Consider the following 19,281-nt stretch of genomic DNA (forward strand, 5'->3'; position numbering starts at 1 on the left):
GGAGCTTTTTTTATTTCAGATATAATTTCATCTAACCTATTTTTTTTACTTCTACAATAAAGAAAGAATTTTCTTTATTTTTATTTCATTAAATTGTAACTTAATCAGAAAAAGACATACTAATTAAGTAAAAATGCCATGAAAAATAAAAATCAATCAAGTATTTTAAAAACAATGTGGAGAAATTTAGACTTTACAAATATAAATATTGAACGTTCAGAATTATTTAGTATAATACACTTACGCTCCTATTCTATTGTAAAAAAGATTCTAATAATAAGTATTTTAGAGTTTTCAGTTTCTTTATTGATGTCTTATATTGCAAATCAACTAGAATACACAAAAGAAATATTAGCAGTAGAACAGAATACTATAATTATATTTCTAGACTATTTATATTATTTTATATTTTTATATTTTTTTGTGCAATTTTTTATTAATTACAAAAGAATTGATATAAGTTCAAACTTAAACGAATTATCTAAAAGCATCATAAGAACTAGAAAATCAGTATATTACTATATACTTTCAAGCTTAATATTGTTTAATCTAAATGCAATTGTTTTTTCCTATATATATCTTAAAAACAATAATTCACAACTAATTTTCTTAAACCCAAATCAATCAAGTAACAACTTATTTATTTCTCAAATTTCTTTTTATTTCATACTCACACTGTTATTAATAATTCTCTCCTCATTTATTTGGTCCATTTATAAAATCCTTTATTTAAAACTGATAAAAAAATTAAATCAAAATTTTAAAGAATTAAACTGCATAGATTTTTAAAAACAATTTAAAAATCAACTATCTACTTTTAGGAATAAAATATTGACTAGTCCTAAAATAGGTTGACAAGTTTTACATATTTTCATTCTTTTTTAACTGCTCTATTATTTCATCTTTATCTTTCAACCGTTCTTCAAATAAAATTTCTATTTTTTTTACTTTTTCCTTATATTCTGCAAAAAAAAAATCAAAAGAAGTACAATCTCCGAGAGAATCTTTTTTGCGTCTAATATTATTCTTCACACCTATTCCTTTAAAAAAACATTCAGGTGAAAGATTAAAAATTATCAAAATATCTTCCAAATATTTTCCCCAAGTGAATGTTGTTCCTGACTCCAAACGAGAATATGCAGAAAGATCAATATTTAACTTTTCCGCCATTTCATTTGGAGAAAACCCTTTTTCAATACGAATTTTCTTAATTTTAACTACAATTTCAGTTTGCATAAAATGTATTATTTTAAACAAATATAGCATATAAAACTAAATCCCAAGACAAACACAGGGTTTTAACTTACAATAAAAGCTTTATTTTATGCGTTTTTTACTACAATAAAGTACAAATATCTTATCAATTTTACTAACAAGCAAAAAGGTATTTAACGACTTTTTGAAATTTATTATAAATGATAAAATACTTATATCATGAACCACGGAATCGCACAATTTGTAATTTGGTTATTAAAACAACTATAAATTTAGATGTTAACCAAACTAACAATCACTACTTTTTTTAATTAAATAACATTGATTGTAGTCAACTTTTTCAGAACGAGATAGTTATAAAAAAAGCCTCAAAATTTAAACTTTGAGGCTTTTTTTTATAACTAGACTTGAGTTTATTTACTCAAATACATTTTTCTTCTTGAATACAATTCGTAGAATTGATCATCTTTTAAGTCATCGATAAACAAGATGCTCTCTCCAGTTGATTTCATTTCTGGTCCTAATGCTTTGTTTACATTATGAAACTTACTAAATGAGAATACAGGTTGTTTAATTGCAAATCCTTTTAATTGTGGATTGAAATCAAAATCAGTTACTTTATTATGTCCTAACATTACTTTTGTAGCGTAGTTCACATAAGGCTCACCGTATGCTTTTGCAATAAACGGTACCGTTCTAGATGCTCTTGGGTTTGCTTCGATGATATAAACTGTATCGTCTTTTATTGCAAACTGAATATTAATCAAACCTACAGTTTTTAAAGCTCTCGCAATTTTAACCGTATGATCTTTTATTTGTTGCATCACAAATTCACCTAGGTTAAAAGGAGGCAATGTTGCATTACTATCTCCCGAGTGAACTCCACAAGGCTCGATATGCTCCATAATTCCTATGATATAAACATTACCGTCAGCATCACAAATCGCATCAGCCTCTGCCTCGATTGCTCCAGCAAGATAATGATCTAAAAGCAATTTATTACCTGGAATCGTTTTCAATAAATTGATAACGTGCTCTTCTAACTCTTTTTTATTGATTACAATTTTCATTCCCTGACCTCCTAATACATAAGAAGGACGAATCAATAATGGAAAATCTAGAGTATCTGCTAAAGTTGAAGCTTCATCAGCTGTTTCAGCAATTCCAAATTGAGGGAAAGGAATATGTAATTCTGTCAATAATTCTGAAAAACGCCCTCTATCTTCAGCTAAATCTAAGGCATCAAAACTAGTTCCTATGATTTTCACTCCGTATTTAGATAATTTTTCAGCTAATTTCAATGCTGTTTGTCCACCAAGCTGTACAATTACACCTTCTGGTTTTTCATGTTGAATGATATCGTAGATATGCTCCCAGAAAACTGGCTCAAAATATAATTTATCAGCCGTATCGAAATCTGTCGAAACTGTTTCAGGGTTACAGTTAATCATGATAGTTTCGTAACCACATTCTTTAGCAGCCAATACACCGTGAACACAAGAGTAATCAAATTCAATTCCTTGTCCAATACGGTTTGGTCCTGATCCCAAAACTATTATTTTCTTTTTATCTGTAACAACACTTTCATTATCTACATAACGTTCTCCGTTTGCTTTTTCAATTACTGCTTCAAAAGTTGAATAGTAATAAGGAGTCTTTGCTTTAAATTCGGCGGCACAAGTATCAACCAATTTAAACACACGGTTGATATCCATTGTCATTCTTAAAGCGTGAACTTCACTCTCTAAACAATTCACCATGTGAGCAATCTGTCTGTCTGCAAAACCTTTTTGTTTCGCTTCAAGTAAAAGTTCCTTAGGTAGATTAGTTACTTTATAATTTGAAATTTCTTTTTCTAAAGTATAAAGCTCTTCATATTGTTTCAAGAACCACATATCTATTTTTGTAATTTCATGGATACGGCTCAATGGAATTCCCATTGCAATTGCATCATAAATTACGAAAACACGATCCCAACTTGCAAAAGTTAGTTTCTCAATAATTTGTTCGTAGTTTTTATATCCTTTTCCATCAGCACCTAAACCATTACGTTTGATTTCTAATGATTGAGTTGCCTTGTGTAAAGCCTCTTGGAATGAACGTCCGATTCCCATAACCTCACCTACAGATTTCATTTGTAGACCAAGAGTTCTGTCTGCTCCTTCGAATTTATCAAAGTTCCAACGAGGTATTTTTACAATTACATAATCCAAAGTTGGTTCAAAAAGAGCCGAAGTAGATTTTGTAATTTGATTTTGTAATTCATCTAGATTATATCCTAGCGCCAATTTAGAAGCTATTTTAGCAATTGGATATCCTGTCGCTTTTGATGCTAATGCTGATGAACGAGATACACGTGGATTAATTTCAATCGCAACGATATCTTCTTTTTCATCTGGTGAAACTGCGAATTGTACGTTACAACCTCCTGCAAAATTTCCAATACTACGCATCATTAAGATTGCATAGTCACGTAATTTTTGGAATGTTGTATCAGATAATGTCATTGCTGGCGCAACTGTAATCGAATCTCCAGTATGAATTCCCATTGGATCCATATTTTCGATAGAACAAATGATTACTACATTATCATTTTTATCTCTCAAAAGTTCTAATTCGTATTCTTTCCATCCCATTAAAGCTTTATCAATTAAAACTTCATGTATTGGAGAAGCTTCTAGTCCTCTTGTTAAAAGCTCATCGAAGTCTTCTTTTTTGTAAACCACTGCTGCTCCAGTTCCTCCTAGAGTAAATGAAGGACGAATTACTAATGGAAAACCAAATTCCTGAGCAATTTCTTTTCCTTCTAAATATGAAGTAGCTGTTTTTGCAGGTGCAGTTGGCACATTAATTTTCTCAAGAAGTTGTTTAAACTGCTCTCTATCTTCAGTAATATTGATAGCGTTTACGTCAACACCAATTAATTTCACTCCAAAATCTGCCCAAATTCCTTTTTCATCAGCTTCTAAACATAAATTCAAAGCCGTTTGTCCTCCCATTGTAGGTAAAACAGCATCAATTTGTGGATGTGCTTTTAAAATTTCAATAATCGATTTTGTAGTTAATGGCTTCAAATATATATGATCGGCCATACTTGGATCGGTCATAATAGTCGCTGGATTTGAGTTTATCAAGATAACTTCAATTCCTTCCTCACGAATAGAACGTGCTGATTGTGATCCTGCATAATCAAATTCGCAAGCTTGACCAATAACAATAGGTCCTGAACCTATTATTAAAACTGATTTTATTGATGTGTCTTTAGGCATTTTAATTGTATTGTGTAGTTATATTTTGGCTTAATGTTCAACTCTACTTATTTAGAAATTAAAACATTACTTATTTTTTAATGACAAGGTATAAAAAAAGGCGATACTAAAAAAAGTAACGCCTTATTTATGTTTATAGAAACATTATTTTTTGTGTCTAGGTTCGCTAGAAACAGTTAACTTATGTCTTCCTTTAGCTCTTCTACGTGCAAGAACTTTTCTTCCATTCGCAGAAGCCATTCTGTCCATAAATCCGTGCTTATTTCTTCTTTTTCTTTTCGATGGTTGAAACGTTCTTTTACTCATTGCTTTGTATCTTTAAATATGGTGTCTAATATCTTCTTTTTGATTTTAGAATTGTCTTCCCCTAAAACCGAGTGCAAATATACAAAGACTTTTTTTTCTGGCAAGTAGTTTTATAAAAATATTTTTAATTCATTTTACTATCTTTGCAATCACAAAAATACACCTATTATGTTTCACAGAAATATTAAACTTATTTTAGCCGGACTATTAGTAGTTGCTGGCATTTGGCAATTCACAGAAAGTAATATTGGAAACGGAATCTTCCTTATATTATTAGCTGGAATCCCTATTTTCCTTTATTTTAAAAATGAATTCATCTTATTAGCCTTCTTAAAACTAAGAAAACAAGATTTTGAAGGTGCTAAAAAATGGCTAGCATACATCAAAAACCCAGAAACTGCTTTAGTAAGAAAACAACAAGGTTACTTTAACTACCTACATGGTATTATGGTTTCTCAAACCAATATCAATCAAGCTGAAAAATATTTCAAAAAAGCAATTGAGCTTGGTTTATCTATGGATATGGATTTAGCTGTAGCTAAATTAAACCTAGCTGGTGTTGCTATGTCACGCCGAAGAAAGCTTGAAGCTACAAATTTATTGAATGAGGCTAAAAAGCTTGACAAACAAGGTATGCTAAAAGAGCAAATTACAATGATGAAAGATCAAATGAAAAAAATATAATTTCAAGATTACCTTTTACAAAAAAAACCATCCGCAAAACGGATGTTTTTTTTTATGTCCAAAACTAATCGAAGGACTTATTCCAAAATGATTTTTGGCAAGTTTTCATTTAACCATTTGTACTTATTCAAAATCATAATATGTGTACCTCCTTTTACCACTTTACAATTGGCAATATATTTTATAGGGAAAACCTCATCTTGATCTCCATGAATATGAATTACATTATCATCAATTTTAGTTCTATCCCAAAGAATCACTTGTTCAACTGCCCAATCTAAATAACGGATATCGCGCACAGACAAAAACTTCTCATACAGCTTTAACCGCTTATTTATCTTTTCTCCAAAAGAAAACTTAGCTAGACTTTCTACATTTAATATCAATCGCATCGGGATTAACTTATATGCTTTGGTCGTTTTAGCAATTTTCATCCTTCTCGGAAACTCGGCATTACTCTTCACACTTGAGATAATAATTACTTTTCTAGCCTCTATATGCTTTGCCATTTCCTGAACTAAGATACCTCCAAAAGACACCCCTATCAAAACAGGATTTTCATGTTTTATGTTTCGGGTAATCCTTTTTGCATAATCAGGTAACGATTCACCATCAAGTGGTATTTCCCATTCTAATAAATACACTTCAAAAGCATCTTCAGGCAATGCAATTCTTTCAAAAATAGCAGTACTTGCTGCAAGACCAGGCATAAAATAAACAGGAACTTTACTCATAATCATATTTCAAATATTAATAACAACAAAAAAACTATTATTGATATAAAATTATTGCTTTTTAATGAGTACTGCTCTATTTTTCTAATAATATTATTACTTAAAATCATAGCAAACTCGCCTGCTAGCATGAATTTCAAAAATGTAAAACATTTCCCATTCACTAAATCTTTTGTTATTGAATATCAAATGATTATATTTGTAGTAGAAATAATTTGTTTCTGACAATATATTATAAGAAGTCCACCTGAACTTATTACAAGATTCATTTCTTCTATTTTTTTTAAAATACCACGTAAAAAACAAATAATATGGAACCCATTTCAGTAATGGAAATCAAAGACAATGCCTTTGCAAGACAATTTGAAATCTCAACACCTACAGGATTACTTACAATCGAATACTCTTTTCAAGAAAAAAAGATATTTCTAACAAAAGTGAACACACCCGAATCATTTGATGACCAAGAGCTTCTTTTCAACATGCTTAAAAGCATAATGGAAATTTCGATTGAACGAAAATTAAGAGTAGTTCCTATTCATCCTAAAATTGCAGATTTCTTTAAGAAAAATCCAGTTTACAAAGAACTACTCCCACCTGGAATTAGAATTTAATAATATCCAATTATATTCATCCATAGACCTCCTATCACCATATATATGAGTAATAGGACAAGACCTGTTACAAGACCTTTTACCCACCAACTCTTTAAATCAACATAACCACTACCGAAAAACACAGGAGCTGGTCCATGACCGTAATGCGTTAATGTACCATAAAGTGATCCTACAAACCCAAGCATAAAAGCCAACAGCAATCCCGGAATCCCCAAAGAAACCCCAACTCCTAATAAAGCAGCATACATTGCCGCTACGTGAGCTGTTGCACTTGCAAAAAGATAATGACTAAAAAAGTACACAAGAATTATAATTGGAAAAGCCATTTGCCAGCTTAACCCTCCTATTTGCGCTTTTACTAAATCACTAAACCAACCAATAAAACCTAATTCATTTAGCGAGCTTGCCATCATTACTAAAACCGAAAACCAAACAATAGTATCCCATGCTCCTTTTTCAGATTTTACATCTTCCCAAGTTAACACAGAAGTAAGTAGCAAAATCACCAAACCTATAAAAGCTGTTGTTGTAGCATCGATAGAAAATAAATCGCCTGTCATCCAAAGAAACAATAGAATAAAAAACGTTAACAACATCAACCATTCATTCCTAGAAATCGGCCCCATATCTTTTAGCTTTTGCTTAGCAATTCCCGGAGCATCTTTTGTTGATTTTAATTCTGGTGGATAAATTTTATATAAAACCAAAGGAATCACAAAAAAAGCAACTAATCCAGGTACAATAGCTGCAAGCGCCCAAGACATCCAAGTTATTTTGATTCCTAAATTCAATGCAAACTTTTGGCACATCGGATTACTTGCTGTTCCTGTCAAAAACATTGAAGATGCAATAAGATTCATATTATAACTATTCAATGTCAAAAATGAACCTAATTTCCTATGTGTTTCAGGCTTATCTGGTTCTGAGCCAAAACTTATTGCCATTGATTTCATAATAGGATAAATAATCCCTCCTCCTCTTGCTGTATTACTAGGAACCGCAGGAGCGAGACACAAGTCAGCAAGCCCCAATCCGTAAGCAAGTCCTAATGAACTTTTTCCAAATATTCGTATAAAAATAAAAGCAATTCTATTTCCTAGTCCTGTCTTAATAAAACCACGTGCAATAAAAAATGATATCCCAATTAGCCATATTACTTTATCTCCAAAACCTCTTAAGGCAAGTGTTATTGATTTTCCAGCATCTCCTGGAGCCAATACCTGTGAGAATGCCGTTACTGCTATTGCAATCATACACATCGTTCCCATTGGAGCTGCCTTTAAAATAATTCCAACAATAGTAGCTACAAAAATGGCAAACAAATGCCAAGCTTCTTCTTTGACTCCTTCTGGAGCCGGAATAACCCAAAGACCAATAGCGATTGCAACTGTTATTAATGTCTGGGGAATTTTTACTTCTTTCATAATATGGGAATTAAGTTATTTTTAAAGTCTTGTTTGAAATTGAACAATAAATAAATTGTTACTATACATAGATGTATTGGGTATATCCTTATCAAACCTATCAATTTGAAATCCTAATCCAATCCTTCCTGTATATGCCTTTCCAAATTCAAGACTAAACATTGGTGTATATGTTTTGCGAACATTTGAATTTAATTTAAAATTGGTATCAAAAGACTCATAGCGACATGAAAATTCTAAAGAAGTCAATTTTTTATAATCTATGCGATATCGTAAATTAGGCATAACATAATAACCTCGCATCTGATAATCATCAGCATTTAAAGTTCTTTCATCTACAGGTAATGAAAAATATAAATTATGGTTTGTTCCTTGTTTATACTCAACTTGCAAATCAAAAGTAAGCTCGTCAGTAAACTTAAAATCACTTGCAAAATCAACGCCCAAAGCAAAAACATCCTGATCGAATACTTTTCCTATCCCACCATTCAATCCTAAATTAATTTTATACCGTTTAGACAATCCAAAAAGCCATCTTGTCGAATATTGTTTTCCGCTGTCTTTATCTTTTTCCTGATTCCTTCCTGTTCCATTTAAAATAGAAATAGCATAACTTACTGGAATAATTCCAACATCAAAAGAACCTGTTGCCGAAGCTCCAATTTGAAAACTCGTCCATCCATTTTTTCCAAATTCATAATATTGATTCGAAAAGTCAAAAGATTTAATCACATCAACAGGAACAAGCTCCTCTATACCAAAGGCTGGTCGAAACTGACCTCCAGTTACTGCAAAATATTTACTAAAAGTATATTTTGCATACGCATTTTCGAGGACTTTATTTTTAGGATCTGATTTAAAATCTGCTAGATTAACTAGAATCACCACCTCTGTTTGCTCACTCAATTTTGTATTTAACCCAACACGCATTCTTTTAACATCAAATGAAGTTTGTGTAGCATCTCCTGTTGAGTTATGAACTCCAAGAACATCTACATCCTCTGAAAGTGCACCTAAAAATCGAGCTTGAAAAAGTCCTTTAAACTGAAACTGTGGGTATTTTACAACCTCTTCAGAATTTGTTGTAGCCTGATTTACATCAGATTGAGCATTCATAAAGCAAGGCACCATTAAAATGGCAAAAACAATTTTAATCAGCTCAAGTTTCTTCATATATATTAAATAAAAAATTTAGACTAGTAACTAGTCAATATTATAAATCTGTTTCTTTTTATCTGTAATCTTATCTTCTTTCAGAACGACCATTTGCTGGTCTTGGCGTTGCTGGTCTAGATGTCGCTGGCCTAGTCGTAGGACGCGTTACTGGTTGCGCTGGTCTAACAGCTGGACGTGTTGTGGGATTCGTTGGAGTAACCGGACGTGTCGTTGGTCTTGTTGTTGGCTGCGTAGGCCTTGTAACTGGACGCGTTGACGGATTAGTTGGAGTAACAGGACGTGTTGTTGGTCTAGTAGTACCCCCTCCTGGTCTGGTTGATGGATTTGTTGGTCGAGTCACCGGCCTAGTAGTATTCCCTCCTGGATTTGTTGGACGTGTTGTACCTGGTCGAGTAGTATTACCTGGTCTAGACGGCCTTGTAGAAGTAACTGGTGCAGGTCTTTTATAATCCCGACCATTATAAGTCGAATTATAGCGTCCATTAACTCGGTTGTCTCTAACTACCACCGATGTATTTCTTCTACTAACATAATTATTATAATATCTAGGATGTCTAATAACTGCTGTTCTTCGGTAATAAGGACTTCTATAATAATGCCCATGGTATCCCCAATAATCATGGTAATAAACCGGACGCCAAGGGCGCCAGTAAGGAGGATAATACCCCCAATGCCAAGGTGATCTATATACTACATATACTGGTGAAAACAAAAACAGAACCACTGGCCACGCACTCACACTAGCACTTACATAACTTGGACTAGTTGTAGTATTATAATTATTGACTGTATTATTATTTACAATTACAGTCGCATCTCCTTTGTACCCTGGATTAGGTGTTCCCGACACATTATCCGCAGGCTCTACAACATAATTCTTACCATATAAATCTTCATCTCCTATAGCCTGAACATGAACATTGTTCTTTTTATCTTTAACGACCTCAATAACAGCAACATCTTGAGTTTCTTTGTTATTTACAGCAACTTGAAGTACAATTACATGAGTATCACCTTCCTTATGTCCTTCGACCTCAATATAATCGATTTCTCCATCATTATTTAAGTCTAAATTATTGACCTTACTATCTGGATCATTTAATGCTTTTTCAAAATCTTCTAATGTTTTCGATTTCTGAAAAACATCCAACACTGCGTATAAATTAAGATTATCTCCTGGCAAGCCTAAAGCAACAGGCTCATCATTTGTTTGAGAAAATACAGGAAGACTAAACAAACTAGTCAACATAATAGCTAAAAATAATATATTTTTTTTCATGTTAATAAGTAGTTAATTTACAAATACGAATACTAAGGTATAAAAAAACAAATAAAGTCCAACATCATCAGAAAACTTTCTGTTTTCCCAATGAACATCGCATTAAAAAAAAATCCTGTTCTCCATTTACTTCTTAATAAAACAAGGATTGTAAGACTAATATTCTTAACTTTGTAAATAACCGCATTCCACACAAACTCATTTCATTTGTAACATCTTACAAAAATCTGTTTACGATTTATCATATAATAGAAATAAAAAAAATACAATGAGAAAACTTTCACCTATTTTCTTTTTCCTTCTTTCCATAACTTATGGACATGCCCAAATTGAAGTCTCACCAACTTTAGAAGGAGCCATCTATAAAGCCATAGAAAAAAGTACTTCATTAAAAAACAAAGACTTAGATATTGAAAAATTAAATCTTCAAGAGAAAGGAGTTTGGAACAAATACATCCCTACTGTCGAAGCAAGTGCGTTATATTCGTATTTTGACAATAAATTAACTGTAGACCTTCCTACTGCAACTATTCCCATTGTAAATTATCCTTTATTTGATGGGAAAACTGCCTTTAAAAATTACGGAAACATTTTTAACGCAAGCGTAATGGCAAAAACGGTCTTGTTTAGCGGTATGCAAATTCCAAATGGAGCTAAGGCGATACAAGAAAAGACTAAAGGAACTGCATTTTTAAAAGAATCTGAGAAAGACGCAATCATAAAAGATGTCATTAATACATTTGACCAATTAGAACTATTAAAGGAAATAGATAGACTAATAAGAGAAAGCGAAAAAAGATTGGACACCGAAACCAAACGTGTCACAAAAGCAATAGAACAAGGTCTTGCAATTCCATATGATAGAGATAAAATAAAATTAGCTTCACTTGAACTAGCTTCTAAAAAAATTGAACTAGATGGAAAACGAAAGTTAGTTTATAAAAAAATCCAGTACTTAACAGGATATACTCTTGCCGAAATAGAGAGCGTACATTATGACTTGGTTCCTTATTTAATTACTGATGGAAAATTAAGCACTCAAAACAAACAAGAAATAAAAGCTTTGGAATCTTTTAAAACTGCATATGAATATTTGCTAAAAAAAGAAAAAGGAACCTATTTACCAACTTTGGGCGCATTTGGAGGAGTTTCTTATTCAAGCCTATTTAATGCTAACGCTACAACACCAATAGTCACTGGAATAAACCAAGCACTATATTTAGGACTAAATGAAGCAACCATAAGCAATAACTGGGTGGTAGGAGCAGCAATGAAATGGGAAGTATTCTCTGGTTTTGAAAGGAAACACAAGGTACACGAAGCCAAAATCAATATCGAACAAATGCAAAACCAAATTGATGACACCAAAGAAAAACTAGAGTTACTACTTGAAAAAAATTTGGTTGACTATAGTGTTTTAACACAAAAGATTGATATTACCCAACAACAAGAGAAAGTAGCAGACAACAACTTAAATCTTGCCATTAAACAATATAAAGAAGGCCTTATCAACATTTCAGAACGTCTTGATGCCGAAAATGATTCATACAAAGCATCAGTAAACAAAACAACTACTTTAATTGATCAGCGATTATCAGCAATTGAAACAATAATTGCCACTGGCGATTTATCAAAAAAACTATCTAAATAAAAGTTCTATTTTATGAAAAAAGCAATTATTATAATCAATTTAATTTTCATTTTTACAAGTTGTGGAAAAGAAAAAAAAGAGAATTTGATTCAGGGGAAAATAGAAAAAGAACAGATTGCCGTAGTTAGCAAGGTTCCTGGCAAAATTTTAAAAATATTTGTCAAAGAAGGAGATATTGTCCAAAAAGGAGACACACTTGCAATTCTTGATATCCCAGAAGTAGATGCTAAAAAAAATCAGGCTGAAGGTGCCGTTACATCTGCAAAAGCTCAATATAAAATGGCTGTAAAGGGAGCTACTGAAAATCAGATTAAGCAGCTTGAAGCAAAAAAAATGGGATTAAAGGAACAATATGAATTTGCTCAAAAATCGATTAGACGATTAACAAACATGCTCAAAGATTCTTTAATATCACAACAAACTTATGATGAAACTTTTGCTAAATATCAAGGAGCGCAAGCACAATATAATGCTGTTATTGCTGAGCTCGATGATGCAAAAAAGGGAGCTCGTATTGAACAACAAACAATGGCTTTAGGTCAACAAGACAGAGCTCTTGGCGCATTACAAGAAGTAGAAACTGCCGACAAAGAACGTTATATCGTAGCTCCTCAAAACATGAGCATCGAAACCATAACTTTAACTGTTGGTGAACTTGCATTGCCTGGCTATACTTTATTTAATGGCTATATTGCTAATAGCGCTTACTTCCGCTTCACAATACCTGAAAATCAATTAGCAAATTTTAAAAAAGGACAAGAAATAACCGTACACGTTCCATATAAAAAAGCAGACATCAAAGGAACCATTAGTACAATAAAACAACTGGGAGCTTACGGAAATATTGCAACTGCATACCCAGATTACGAAATGCAGGAAAGTTTATTTGAAATAAAAATAACTCCTTCCAACAGCAATGAAACAAAAGATTTAATTACAAAAACAACTGTTACCTTATCTCTTTAACTATGCAAAACTTCTTTTCATTGCTTAAACGGGAATTCAAATTATTCTGGAAAAACAAAGTGCTCCGATTACTTTTTATTGGTGCACCAATACTTTACGGCGTTTTATTAGGTTACGTTTATGGCAAAGGTAAAGTTACCGACTTACCTATAATTGTTGTAGATCAAGACCGTACTGAATTAAGCTCAAAAGCAATTCAAATGTTTGAAGACAACGAAGTTGTACACATAGCTTCAATTCTATACGATCAAAACAATCTTTCTGAGATTGCCATCCAAAAAGAAGCTGCTTGTGTTGTTATCATTCCTAAGGATTTCGAAAAAATGACACTCACAAAAAAGTATCCTGAGATTACAACTATCGTAAATACATCCAATGTTCTAACCGCCAATTATGCATCAACAGCGATACAGGTTTGCCTTGGAACATTAAAAGCAGGAGTTCAAATTGAAACTTTAAGAAAACAAGGTGTTCCCGAAAACTTACTTGCTTCACAATACGAACCTTTTAAAACCACATTTATAAAAAAATACAACCGTAGTACCAACTATATGTATTTTCTTTGGCCGGGTGTTTTAGCAACTGTTTTACAACAAGTTCTTCTATTAGGACTAGCACTTTCTTTTGCCTCTGAATTTGAAAATGGAACTTTTAAAGACTTAGTAAAAAGATGCCCCTCAATTCTAAATCTCTTTGCAGTAAAAATTATTCCTTATATGATAATGAGTTTTGGTGTTTGGCTTATTTATTGGCTCTTTACGCTATGGTTTAGACTTCCCTTTTACGAAAACTTACTCCCACTTACATTCATAGCTGGGATATTTGTACTCTCCGTTTCTTTCATTGGAATCCTAGTAAGTATTGTAGTACCAAATCAATTAAAAGCAACAGAAATCTTAATGGTTATTGCAACCCCAAGTTTTATCCTAAGCGGATTTACTTGGCCTTTAAGTCAAATGCCTCAGGCTGTGCAAGCAATTGCCAATGTGATTCCATTAACACATTTCTTAAAAGCTTTTAGAATCTTGATTATAGAAAACGGAACTTTTTCGCAAACAACAAGACCTATCTGGAACATGATTATTATAGGCTTAGTTTGTTCTATTGCAGCATACATCGCTTTATACTACAAGAAGAAAAGCGTTTTAAAAGAAGCATAACGTTTTTAATTAATAGACATAAAAAAACGGCATAAGTTAATTAAACCTTATGCCGTTTTTCATTATATACGATATAGACTATTTTTCTATTTCTCTCATTGAATCCATTTTTTTGTGCGCTAAGAAACCAGCAACATCTTCAAAATGTTCTTTAACACGTTTGTTTCCAAATTCAAAAACCTTAGTCGCTAATCCATCAAGGAAATCACGATCGTGAGAAACTAAGATTAGAGTACCATCAAAATCACGTAAAGCATCTTTAATAATATCTTTGGTTTTCATATCCAAGTGATTCGAAGGCTCATCAAGAATCAACAAGTTAACTGGCTCTAACAATAATTTTATCATTGCCAAACGTGTTTTCTCTCCTCCCGAAAGCACTTTTACTTTCTTTGTAATATCATCTCCCTGAAACATAAAAGCTCCAAGAATGTTCTTAATTTGTGTTCTAACATCTCCAACAGCAATCGCATCGATAGTCTCAAAAATAGTAGCATTTTCATCTAACAAAGAAGCTTGGTTTTGAGCAAAATATCCAATTTGTGAATTATGTCCAATATCAACACTTCCTTCATCAATGCCTATTTCTTTCATGATGGCTTTAATCATAGTTGATTTTCCTTCACCATTTTTACCCACGAAAGCTACTTTCTGACCTCTCTCAATAACTACATTAGCATCTTTAAATACTACATGATCTCCGTAAGACTTTGATAAGTCCTTTACCACAACAGGATATTGCCCTGAACGTGCTGCTGGTGGGAATTTTAATTTAAGTGCCGAATTATCTACTTCATCAACTTGTACAATAACTAGTTTTTCTAGCATCTTAACACGAGACTGAACTGCATCTGTCTTAGAAAAAGTACCTTTAAAACGATCTATAAATGCTCTATTATCAGCAATCATTTTTTGTTGCTCATCGTATGCCTTTTGTTGGTGTATACGACGATCTTTTCTTAACTCTAAATAATGAGAATATTTGGCTTTGTAATCATAAATTCTTCCCATTGTAACTTCGATAGTACGATTGGTAATATTATCTACAAATGCTCTATCGTGTGAGATTACAACAACTGCTTTTGCCGAATTTATTAAGAACTCTTCTAACCATTGAATACTCTCGATATCCATATGATTGGTTGGCTCATCTAACAAAATTAAGTCTGGCTTACGCAAAAGGATTTTAGCTAATTCGATTCGCATTCTCCATCCTCCAGAGAACTCAGAAGTTTGACGTGCAAAATCTTCACGCTCAAAACCTAATCCAACTAAGATTTTCTCAACTTCAGCTTCATAATTAACTTCTTCAATCGCATAATACTTTTCGCTTAAGTCCGAAACTCTTTCAATTAATTTCATATACCCATCACTTTCATAATCGGTACGAACAGTTAATTGCTCGTTTATTTCATCAATTTCAGCTTTCATTTGGAAAATTTCACCAAAAGCTTTTGAAGCTTCCTCCATTACAGTTGATCCATCTTTGGTCAATAAATGCTGAGGCAAATAAGCTACTACTGCATCTTTTGGAGCCGAGATACTTCCAGTAGAAGGTTTGCTTTGACCAGCAATTATTTTTAAAAGTGTCGATTTTCCCGCACCATTCTTACCCATAAGGGCAATTTTATCATTTTCATTTATAGCAAAAGAAACATCGCTAAAAAGTGTAGTTCCACCAAACTGAACTGAAATATCATTAACTGTAATCATTAGACTGTGAATTTGTTTATTCGGTTAATCGTTAATTTGTCAACCCAAATTTTCGAGGTGCAAAGATAGATTAATTAGAGTATTAGACAATATAATTACTTCTTAGACATCTCCTTTTTTATGTTTTATAATTTCTCCTACATATTTCATTGTATTTTATCATACCTTGTATAAGAATTTAAAAATCAGAAAATATGAGAACGAAATTAAACTTGGTAGTTTGCCTTATCGCAGGATTAATATTTGGACTTTCTGCTAATGCACAAAAAACTGTAATTAAAAAATCTGCATTACCAGTAAATGCACAAACTTTTTTGAAAAAACACTTCGCTGGACAAGAACCTACATACATCCTAGAAGACAAAGAAATCCTCTCTAAAGAGTACAAGGTTCAATTTGCAAATAATACTCAAATCGAATTTGACGGAAAAGGGAACTGGAAGGAAGCTGACGGAAAAAACGCTGCAATTCCAGCAACCATAGTCCCTATTAAAATTACTACTTATATAAAAGTCAATTTCCCTAAAACTAAAGTAACAAAAATAGAAAAAGAGTCTTTAGGTGGCTACGAGGTAAAATTAAATAATGACCTAGAACTAAAATTTAATTCTAAAGGAGAATTTATTAAGATTTCTAAATAAAATTAATCCAAAAATAAAAAACCTCGATTTCTAGAAATCGAGGTTTTTTATTTTTAATCTTTACGCCATTTTTTTGTTTCTTCAAAAATGTGCTCCAAAATTGCAGCTTCTTTTTCGTCAAAATCAATATTTCTGCGCCCCATAACTAATCGAGCTGTTTCAAAAGCTTTTTTAGTAACATAGGTTGTAAAGCCAGCTGCTCCTCCCCAAGAAAAACTTGGCACAAAGTTGCGAGGAAATCCTGTACCAAAAATATTAGCACTTACTCCTATTACTGTTCCTGTATTAAACATCGTATTGATTCCACATTTACTATGATCTCCCATCATTAAACCACAAAACTGAAGTCCGGTTTTAGCGAATCCTTCTGTTTCATAACTCCACAATTTCACCTCCTCATAGTTATTTTTAAGATTCGAATTATTAGTATCTGCTCCAATATTACACCATTCTCCTAAAACTGAATCTCCCAGAAATCCATCATGTCCTTTATTTGAATTTGCAAAAAGAACCGAATTCTTAACTTCCCCTCCTATTCTAGAACCTACCCCTACCGTTGTAGCTCCGTAAACTTTGGCATTCATTTTAACCTGCCCACTTTCGCATAAAGCAAAAGGACCACGGATAACTGAACCTTCCATAATTTCGGCATTCTTACCTATATAGATTGGTCCTGTAGACGCATTCAAAGTAACAAACTCAAGTTTTGCACCCTCTTCTATAAATATATTTTCGGGAGCGATAGTATTGACACTTTTAGGAATTGGTTGCGACTTTCTGTCTTCTGTCAAAAACTCAAAATCCTCGCGAATTGCAGCATCATTCTTTGAGAAAATATCCCAAGTTTTCTCTACCGTTATACAATTACCATTGTACTGAATAATTTCATAGGTATCAAAATCAACTTCTTCTTGATTTTCGCTTGTATAAAAAGCAATGACTTCATCTCCTTTAAAGATAGCCTGATTTTCCTTTAAATCCGAAACTAGCTCTGCTAGTTCATAATTTGGCAAAAACGAAGCATTTATCATTACGTTTTCCTCAAGCTCTACCATTGGATATTTCTCTGATAGATACTCCTCAGTTATTGTAGTTGTAGTTGATCCTAAATGCATTTCCCATTTTTGACGTATCGTCATTATTCCGATTAAAATATCGGCAACAGGTCGGGTAAACGTAAAAGGCAACAAGGCATTCCGGACGGGCCCGTCGAATAGAATGTAATTCATATATTAATTTAATTTGGCAATATTTTAAAATCTTGATTTGGTTATCGAGTCCAAAGTTACAAATATTTTATTTGTTTCATTAAATGATAAGGCTTCTTAATCAAGCATTAAGGCTATATAATATACAAAAAAAGCCTTCCAAAATAGGAAGGCTTTTATTTTATTCAAAAACAAACTAAAATTATTTAGCGTGTTTAGCGTATTTAGTTTTGAATTTATCAATACGTCCTGCAGTATCGATAAGTTTAGATTTACCTGTGTAAAAAGGGTGAGATGTTCTAGAGATCTCCATTTTTACAAGTGGGTATTCAACTCCATCAACTGTTATTGTTTCTTTTGTATCTGCAGTAGATTTAGTAACAAAAACTTCTTCATTTGACATGTCTTTGAAAGCAACTAATCTGTAATTTTCTGGGTGAATTCCTTTTTTCATCTTTTCTTTTTATTTATTGTTTAGAGCGTTTTAATTTTGAAGCTTCTTCGTGGTTAGAAAAAGGTGTAAATGCAACTACTCTTTTTGTTTAAAATCTTTTAATTATTTCAGGTTGCAAATTTACAATTATTTTTCAATAAACAAACGTTTGCCCTATTTTTTTTATCTAAAATCGAAAAGCATTTTTTATCTACGAATATATTGGGAATTGTTATATTTGTGGATTAATTTTAAAACATACAAATTATGATTAATGAAGTTATAAAAAAGAATGGAATTACTTATGGTATAATAATAGGTGTTGTTTTATCCCTGATTACTGCAATTATGTATTCAATAGACCTAAAACTATTCGTTTCTGGTTGGATTGGAGGTATAACATTTGTTATTTTTCTAGCAATAACTATTACTTTATTATCAAAAACTAAAAAAGATTTAAAGGGCATTTTTACTTTTAAAGATGCATTTACAACATATTTCGTTGCCATCCTTGTTGGGATTCTAATTTCTACTTTTTTCAACATCCTTTTATTTAACGTTATTGACCCTAGTGCAAAAGACACTTTAGGTGAGTTAATCAGAAAATATATGGCTGAAACATTACAGAAATTTGGAACACCAGCAGCGACAATAAATGAAACAATGGTAAAAATGAAAGAAAGCAATCCTTATGCTACTGCTGAATTATTAAAAGCATTAGTTTTTAGTATTGTTGGTTATTCAATATTAGGATTAATTATGGCCGCCTTTTTTAAAAGCAAAACTACATATCAAGAATAAAATA

18 protein-coding genes are annotated in these 19,281 nt (G+C 32.2%); 8 read left to right on the forward strand and 10 right to left on the reverse strand.

What is annotated here, in order from left to right; all coding sequences use genetic code 11:
• Window positions 1-174: 174 nt before the first annotated feature.
• Window positions 175-789: a hypothetical protein gene (locus LNQ49_RS23395; protein WP_487313311.1), complete on the forward strand. Its 615-nt coding sequence runs from the start codon at window positions 175-177 to the stop codon at window positions 787-789.
• Window positions 790-861: 72 nt separating this feature from the next.
• Here LNQ49_RS23395 and LNQ49_RS07940 read toward each other — a convergent pair whose 3' ends face one another.
• The 3 genes from LNQ49_RS07940 to rpmH all read right to left on the reverse strand — a co-directional run bounded on the left by LNQ49_RS07940 (window position 862) and on the right by rpmH (window position 4,790).
• The gene (locus LNQ49_RS07940) at window positions 862-1,236 is read right to left on the reverse strand and encodes a helix-turn-helix domain-containing protein (protein WP_229988120.1); all 375 of its coding nucleotides are present in this window, start codon (window positions 1,234-1,236) and stop codon (window positions 862-864) included.
• Window positions 1,237-1,628: 392 nt separating this feature from the next.
• Window positions 1,629-4,484, reverse strand: a complete 2,856-nt coding sequence (carB, locus tag LNQ49_RS07945; protein ID WP_229988121.1) for a carbamoyl-phosphate synthase large subunit — start codon at window positions 4,482-4,484, stop codon at window positions 1,629-1,631.
• 144 nt (window positions 4,485-4,628) lie between these two features.
• Window positions 4,629-4,790, reverse strand: a complete 162-nt coding sequence (gene rpmH / locus LNQ49_RS07950) for a 50S ribosomal protein L34 (RefSeq protein WP_008464848.1) — start codon at window positions 4,788-4,790, stop codon at window positions 4,629-4,631.
• A gap of 168 nt (window positions 4,791-4,958) precedes the next feature.
• Here rpmH and LNQ49_RS07955 point away from each other — a divergent pair, with 168 nt between their 5' ends.
• Entirely contained in the window at window positions 4,959-5,474 is a 516-nt protein-coding gene (locus tag LNQ49_RS07955) for a tetratricopeptide repeat protein (protein ID WP_229988122.1), read from the forward strand.
• Window positions 5,475-5,551: 77 nt separating this feature from the next.
• On the opposite strand, the gene LNQ49_RS07960 is transcribed toward LNQ49_RS07955, so the two are convergent.
• The gene (locus LNQ49_RS07960; RefSeq protein ID WP_229988123.1) at window positions 5,552-6,208 is read right to left on the reverse strand and encodes an alpha/beta hydrolase family protein; all 657 of its coding nucleotides are present in this window, start codon (window positions 6,206-6,208) and stop codon (window positions 5,552-5,554) included.
• Between the two features lie 329 nt (window positions 6,209-6,537).
• On the opposite strand from LNQ49_RS07960, the gene LNQ49_RS07965 reads away from it, so the two are divergent.
• On the forward strand, window positions 6,538-6,822 hold the full coding sequence (locus LNQ49_RS07965; RefSeq protein ID WP_229991324.1) for a GNAT family N-acetyltransferase: 285 nt from the start codon (window positions 6,538-6,540) through the stop codon (window positions 6,820-6,822).
• Here LNQ49_RS07965 and LNQ49_RS07970 read toward each other — a convergent pair.
• The 3 genes from LNQ49_RS07970 to LNQ49_RS07980 all read right to left on the reverse strand — a co-directional run bounded on the left by LNQ49_RS07970 (window position 6,819) and on the right by LNQ49_RS07980 (window position 10,704).
• Window positions 6,819-8,249 (reverse strand): anion permease, encoded by a 1,431-nt coding sequence (locus LNQ49_RS07970; protein ID WP_229988124.1) that lies wholly within the window; start codon window positions 8,247-8,249, stop codon window positions 6,819-6,821. The two genes, LNQ49_RS07965 and LNQ49_RS07970, sit on opposite strands and share 4 nt — an antisense overlap.
• Window positions 8,250-8,270: 21 nt before the next feature.
• On the reverse strand, window positions 8,271-9,422 hold the full coding sequence (locus LNQ49_RS07975) for a porin (protein WP_229988125.1): 1,152 nt from the start codon (window positions 9,420-9,422) through the stop codon (window positions 8,271-8,273).
• A gap of 70 nt (window positions 9,423-9,492) precedes the next feature.
• Window positions 9,493-10,704, reverse strand: a complete 1,212-nt coding sequence (locus LNQ49_RS07980) for a DUF3300 domain-containing protein (protein WP_229988126.1) — start codon at window positions 10,702-10,704, stop codon at window positions 9,493-9,495.
• Between the two features lie 268 nt (window positions 10,705-10,972).
• Between LNQ49_RS07980 and LNQ49_RS07985 the strand changes: the two genes are divergently transcribed.
• From LNQ49_RS07985 to LNQ49_RS07995, 3 genes are read left to right on the forward strand one after another with little or no spacing between them, the layout of a single operon-like run.
• Entirely contained in the window at window positions 10,973-12,355 is a 1,383-nt protein-coding gene (locus LNQ49_RS07985; protein WP_229988127.1) for a TolC family protein, read from the forward strand.
• A 12-nt stretch (window positions 12,356-12,367) separates the two neighbouring features.
• Complete coding sequence (locus LNQ49_RS07990) at window positions 12,368-13,321, forward strand: HlyD family secretion protein (protein WP_229988128.1); 954 nt, start codon at window positions 12,368-12,370, stop codon at window positions 13,319-13,321.
• A 2-nt stretch (window positions 13,322-13,323) separates the two neighbouring features.
• Window positions 13,324-14,481, forward strand: coding sequence for an ABC transporter permease (locus LNQ49_RS07995; protein ID WP_229988129.1), 1,158 nt, complete (start codon window positions 13,324-13,326; stop codon window positions 14,479-14,481).
• A gap of 78 nt (window positions 14,482-14,559) precedes the next feature.
• Here the strand turns inward: LNQ49_RS07995 and LNQ49_RS08000 are convergent, their stop codons facing one another.
• Window positions 14,560-16,194 (reverse strand): ABC-F family ATP-binding cassette domain-containing protein, encoded by a 1,635-nt coding sequence (locus LNQ49_RS08000; RefSeq protein WP_229988130.1) that lies wholly within the window; start codon window positions 16,192-16,194, stop codon window positions 14,560-14,562.
• A gap of 194 nt (window positions 16,195-16,388) precedes the next feature.
• Between LNQ49_RS08000 and LNQ49_RS08005 the strand changes: the two genes are divergently transcribed.
• Complete coding sequence (locus LNQ49_RS08005; protein WP_229988131.1) at window positions 16,389-16,835, forward strand: PepSY-like domain-containing protein; 447 nt, start codon at window positions 16,389-16,391, stop codon at window positions 16,833-16,835.
• Window positions 16,836-16,888: 53 nt separating this feature from the next.
• Here the strand turns inward: LNQ49_RS08005 and LNQ49_RS08010 are convergent, their stop codons facing one another.
• On the reverse strand, window positions 16,889-18,064 hold the full coding sequence (locus LNQ49_RS08010) for a GlmU family protein (protein WP_229988132.1): 1,176 nt from the start codon (window positions 18,062-18,064) through the stop codon (window positions 16,889-16,891).
• A 181-nt stretch (window positions 18,065-18,245) separates the two neighbouring features.
• On the reverse strand, window positions 18,246-18,497 hold the full coding sequence (locus LNQ49_RS08015; protein WP_129539582.1) for a type B 50S ribosomal protein L31: 252 nt from the start codon (window positions 18,495-18,497) through the stop codon (window positions 18,246-18,248).
• A gap of 246 nt (window positions 18,498-18,743) precedes the next feature.
• Here LNQ49_RS08015 and LNQ49_RS08020 point away from each other — a divergent pair, with 246 nt between their 5' ends.
• Entirely contained in the window at window positions 18,744-19,277 is a 534-nt protein-coding gene (locus LNQ49_RS08020) for a DUF4199 domain-containing protein (protein ID WP_229988133.1), read from the forward strand.
• The last annotated feature ends 4 nt before the right edge of the window (window positions 19,278-19,281 follow it).

This window comes from Flavobacterium pisciphilum, assembly GCF_020905345.1.
Lineage (GTDB): Bacteria > Bacteroidota > Bacteroidia > Flavobacteriales > Flavobacteriaceae > Flavobacterium > Flavobacterium pisciphilum.

Excerpts from the sequence above, each read along its gene's own strand:
- LNQ49_RS23395 (WP_487313311.1), top strand. The coding sequence starts at position 175 with ATGTGGAGAAATTTAGACTTTACAAATATAAATATTGAACGTTCAGAA.
- LNQ49_RS07940 (WP_229988120.1), bottom strand. The coding sequence starts at position 1,236 with ATGCAAACTGAAATTGTAGTTAAAATTAAGAAAATTCGTATTGAAAAA.
- carB (WP_229988121.1), bottom strand. The coding sequence starts at position 4,484 with ATGCCTAAAGACACATCAATAAAATCAGTTTTAATAATAGGTTCAGGA.
- rpmH (WP_008464848.1), bottom strand. The coding sequence starts at position 4,790 with ATGAGTAAAAGAACGTTTCAACCATCGAAAAGAAAAAGAAGAAATAAG.
- LNQ49_RS07955 (WP_229988122.1), top strand. The coding sequence starts at position 4,959 with ATGTTTCACAGAAATATTAAACTTATTTTAGCCGGACTATTAGTAGTT.
- LNQ49_RS07960 (WP_229988123.1), bottom strand. The coding sequence starts at position 6,208 with ATGAGTAAAGTTCCTGTTTATTTTATGCCTGGTCTTGCAGCAAGTACT.
- LNQ49_RS07965 (WP_229991324.1), top strand. The coding sequence starts at position 6,538 with ATGGAAATCAAAGACAATGCCTTTGCAAGACAATTTGAAATCTCAACA.
- LNQ49_RS07970 (WP_229988124.1), bottom strand. The coding sequence starts at position 8,249 with ATGAAAGAAGTAAAAATTCCCCAGACATTAATAACAGTTGCAATCGCT.
- LNQ49_RS07975 (WP_229988125.1), bottom strand. The coding sequence starts at position 9,422 with ATGAAGAAACTTGAGCTGATTAAAATTGTTTTTGCCATTTTAATGGTG.
- LNQ49_RS07980 (WP_229988126.1), bottom strand. The coding sequence starts at position 10,704 with ATGAAAAAAAATATATTATTTTTAGCTATTATGTTGACTAGTTTGTTT.
- LNQ49_RS07985 (WP_229988127.1), top strand. The coding sequence starts at position 10,973 with ATGAGAAAACTTTCACCTATTTTCTTTTTCCTTCTTTCCATAACTTAT.
- LNQ49_RS07990 (WP_229988128.1), top strand. The coding sequence starts at position 12,368 with ATGAAAAAAGCAATTATTATAATCAATTTAATTTTCATTTTTACAAGT.
- LNQ49_RS07995 (WP_229988129.1), top strand. The coding sequence starts at position 13,324 with ATGCAAAACTTCTTTTCATTGCTTAAACGGGAATTCAAATTATTCTGG.
- LNQ49_RS08000 (WP_229988130.1), bottom strand. The coding sequence starts at position 16,194 with ATGATTACAGTTAATGATATTTCAGTTCAGTTTGGTGGAACTACACTT.
- LNQ49_RS08005 (WP_229988131.1), top strand. The coding sequence starts at position 16,389 with ATGAGAACGAAATTAAACTTGGTAGTTTGCCTTATCGCAGGATTAATA.
- LNQ49_RS08010 (WP_229988132.1), bottom strand. The coding sequence starts at position 18,064 with ATGAATTACATTCTATTCGACGGGCCCGTCCGGAATGCCTTGTTGCCT.
- LNQ49_RS08015 (WP_129539582.1), bottom strand. The coding sequence starts at position 18,497 with ATGAAAAAAGGAATTCACCCAGAAAATTACAGATTAGTTGCTTTCAAA.
- LNQ49_RS08020 (WP_229988133.1), top strand. The coding sequence starts at position 18,744 with ATGATTAATGAAGTTATAAAAAAGAATGGAATTACTTATGGTATAATA.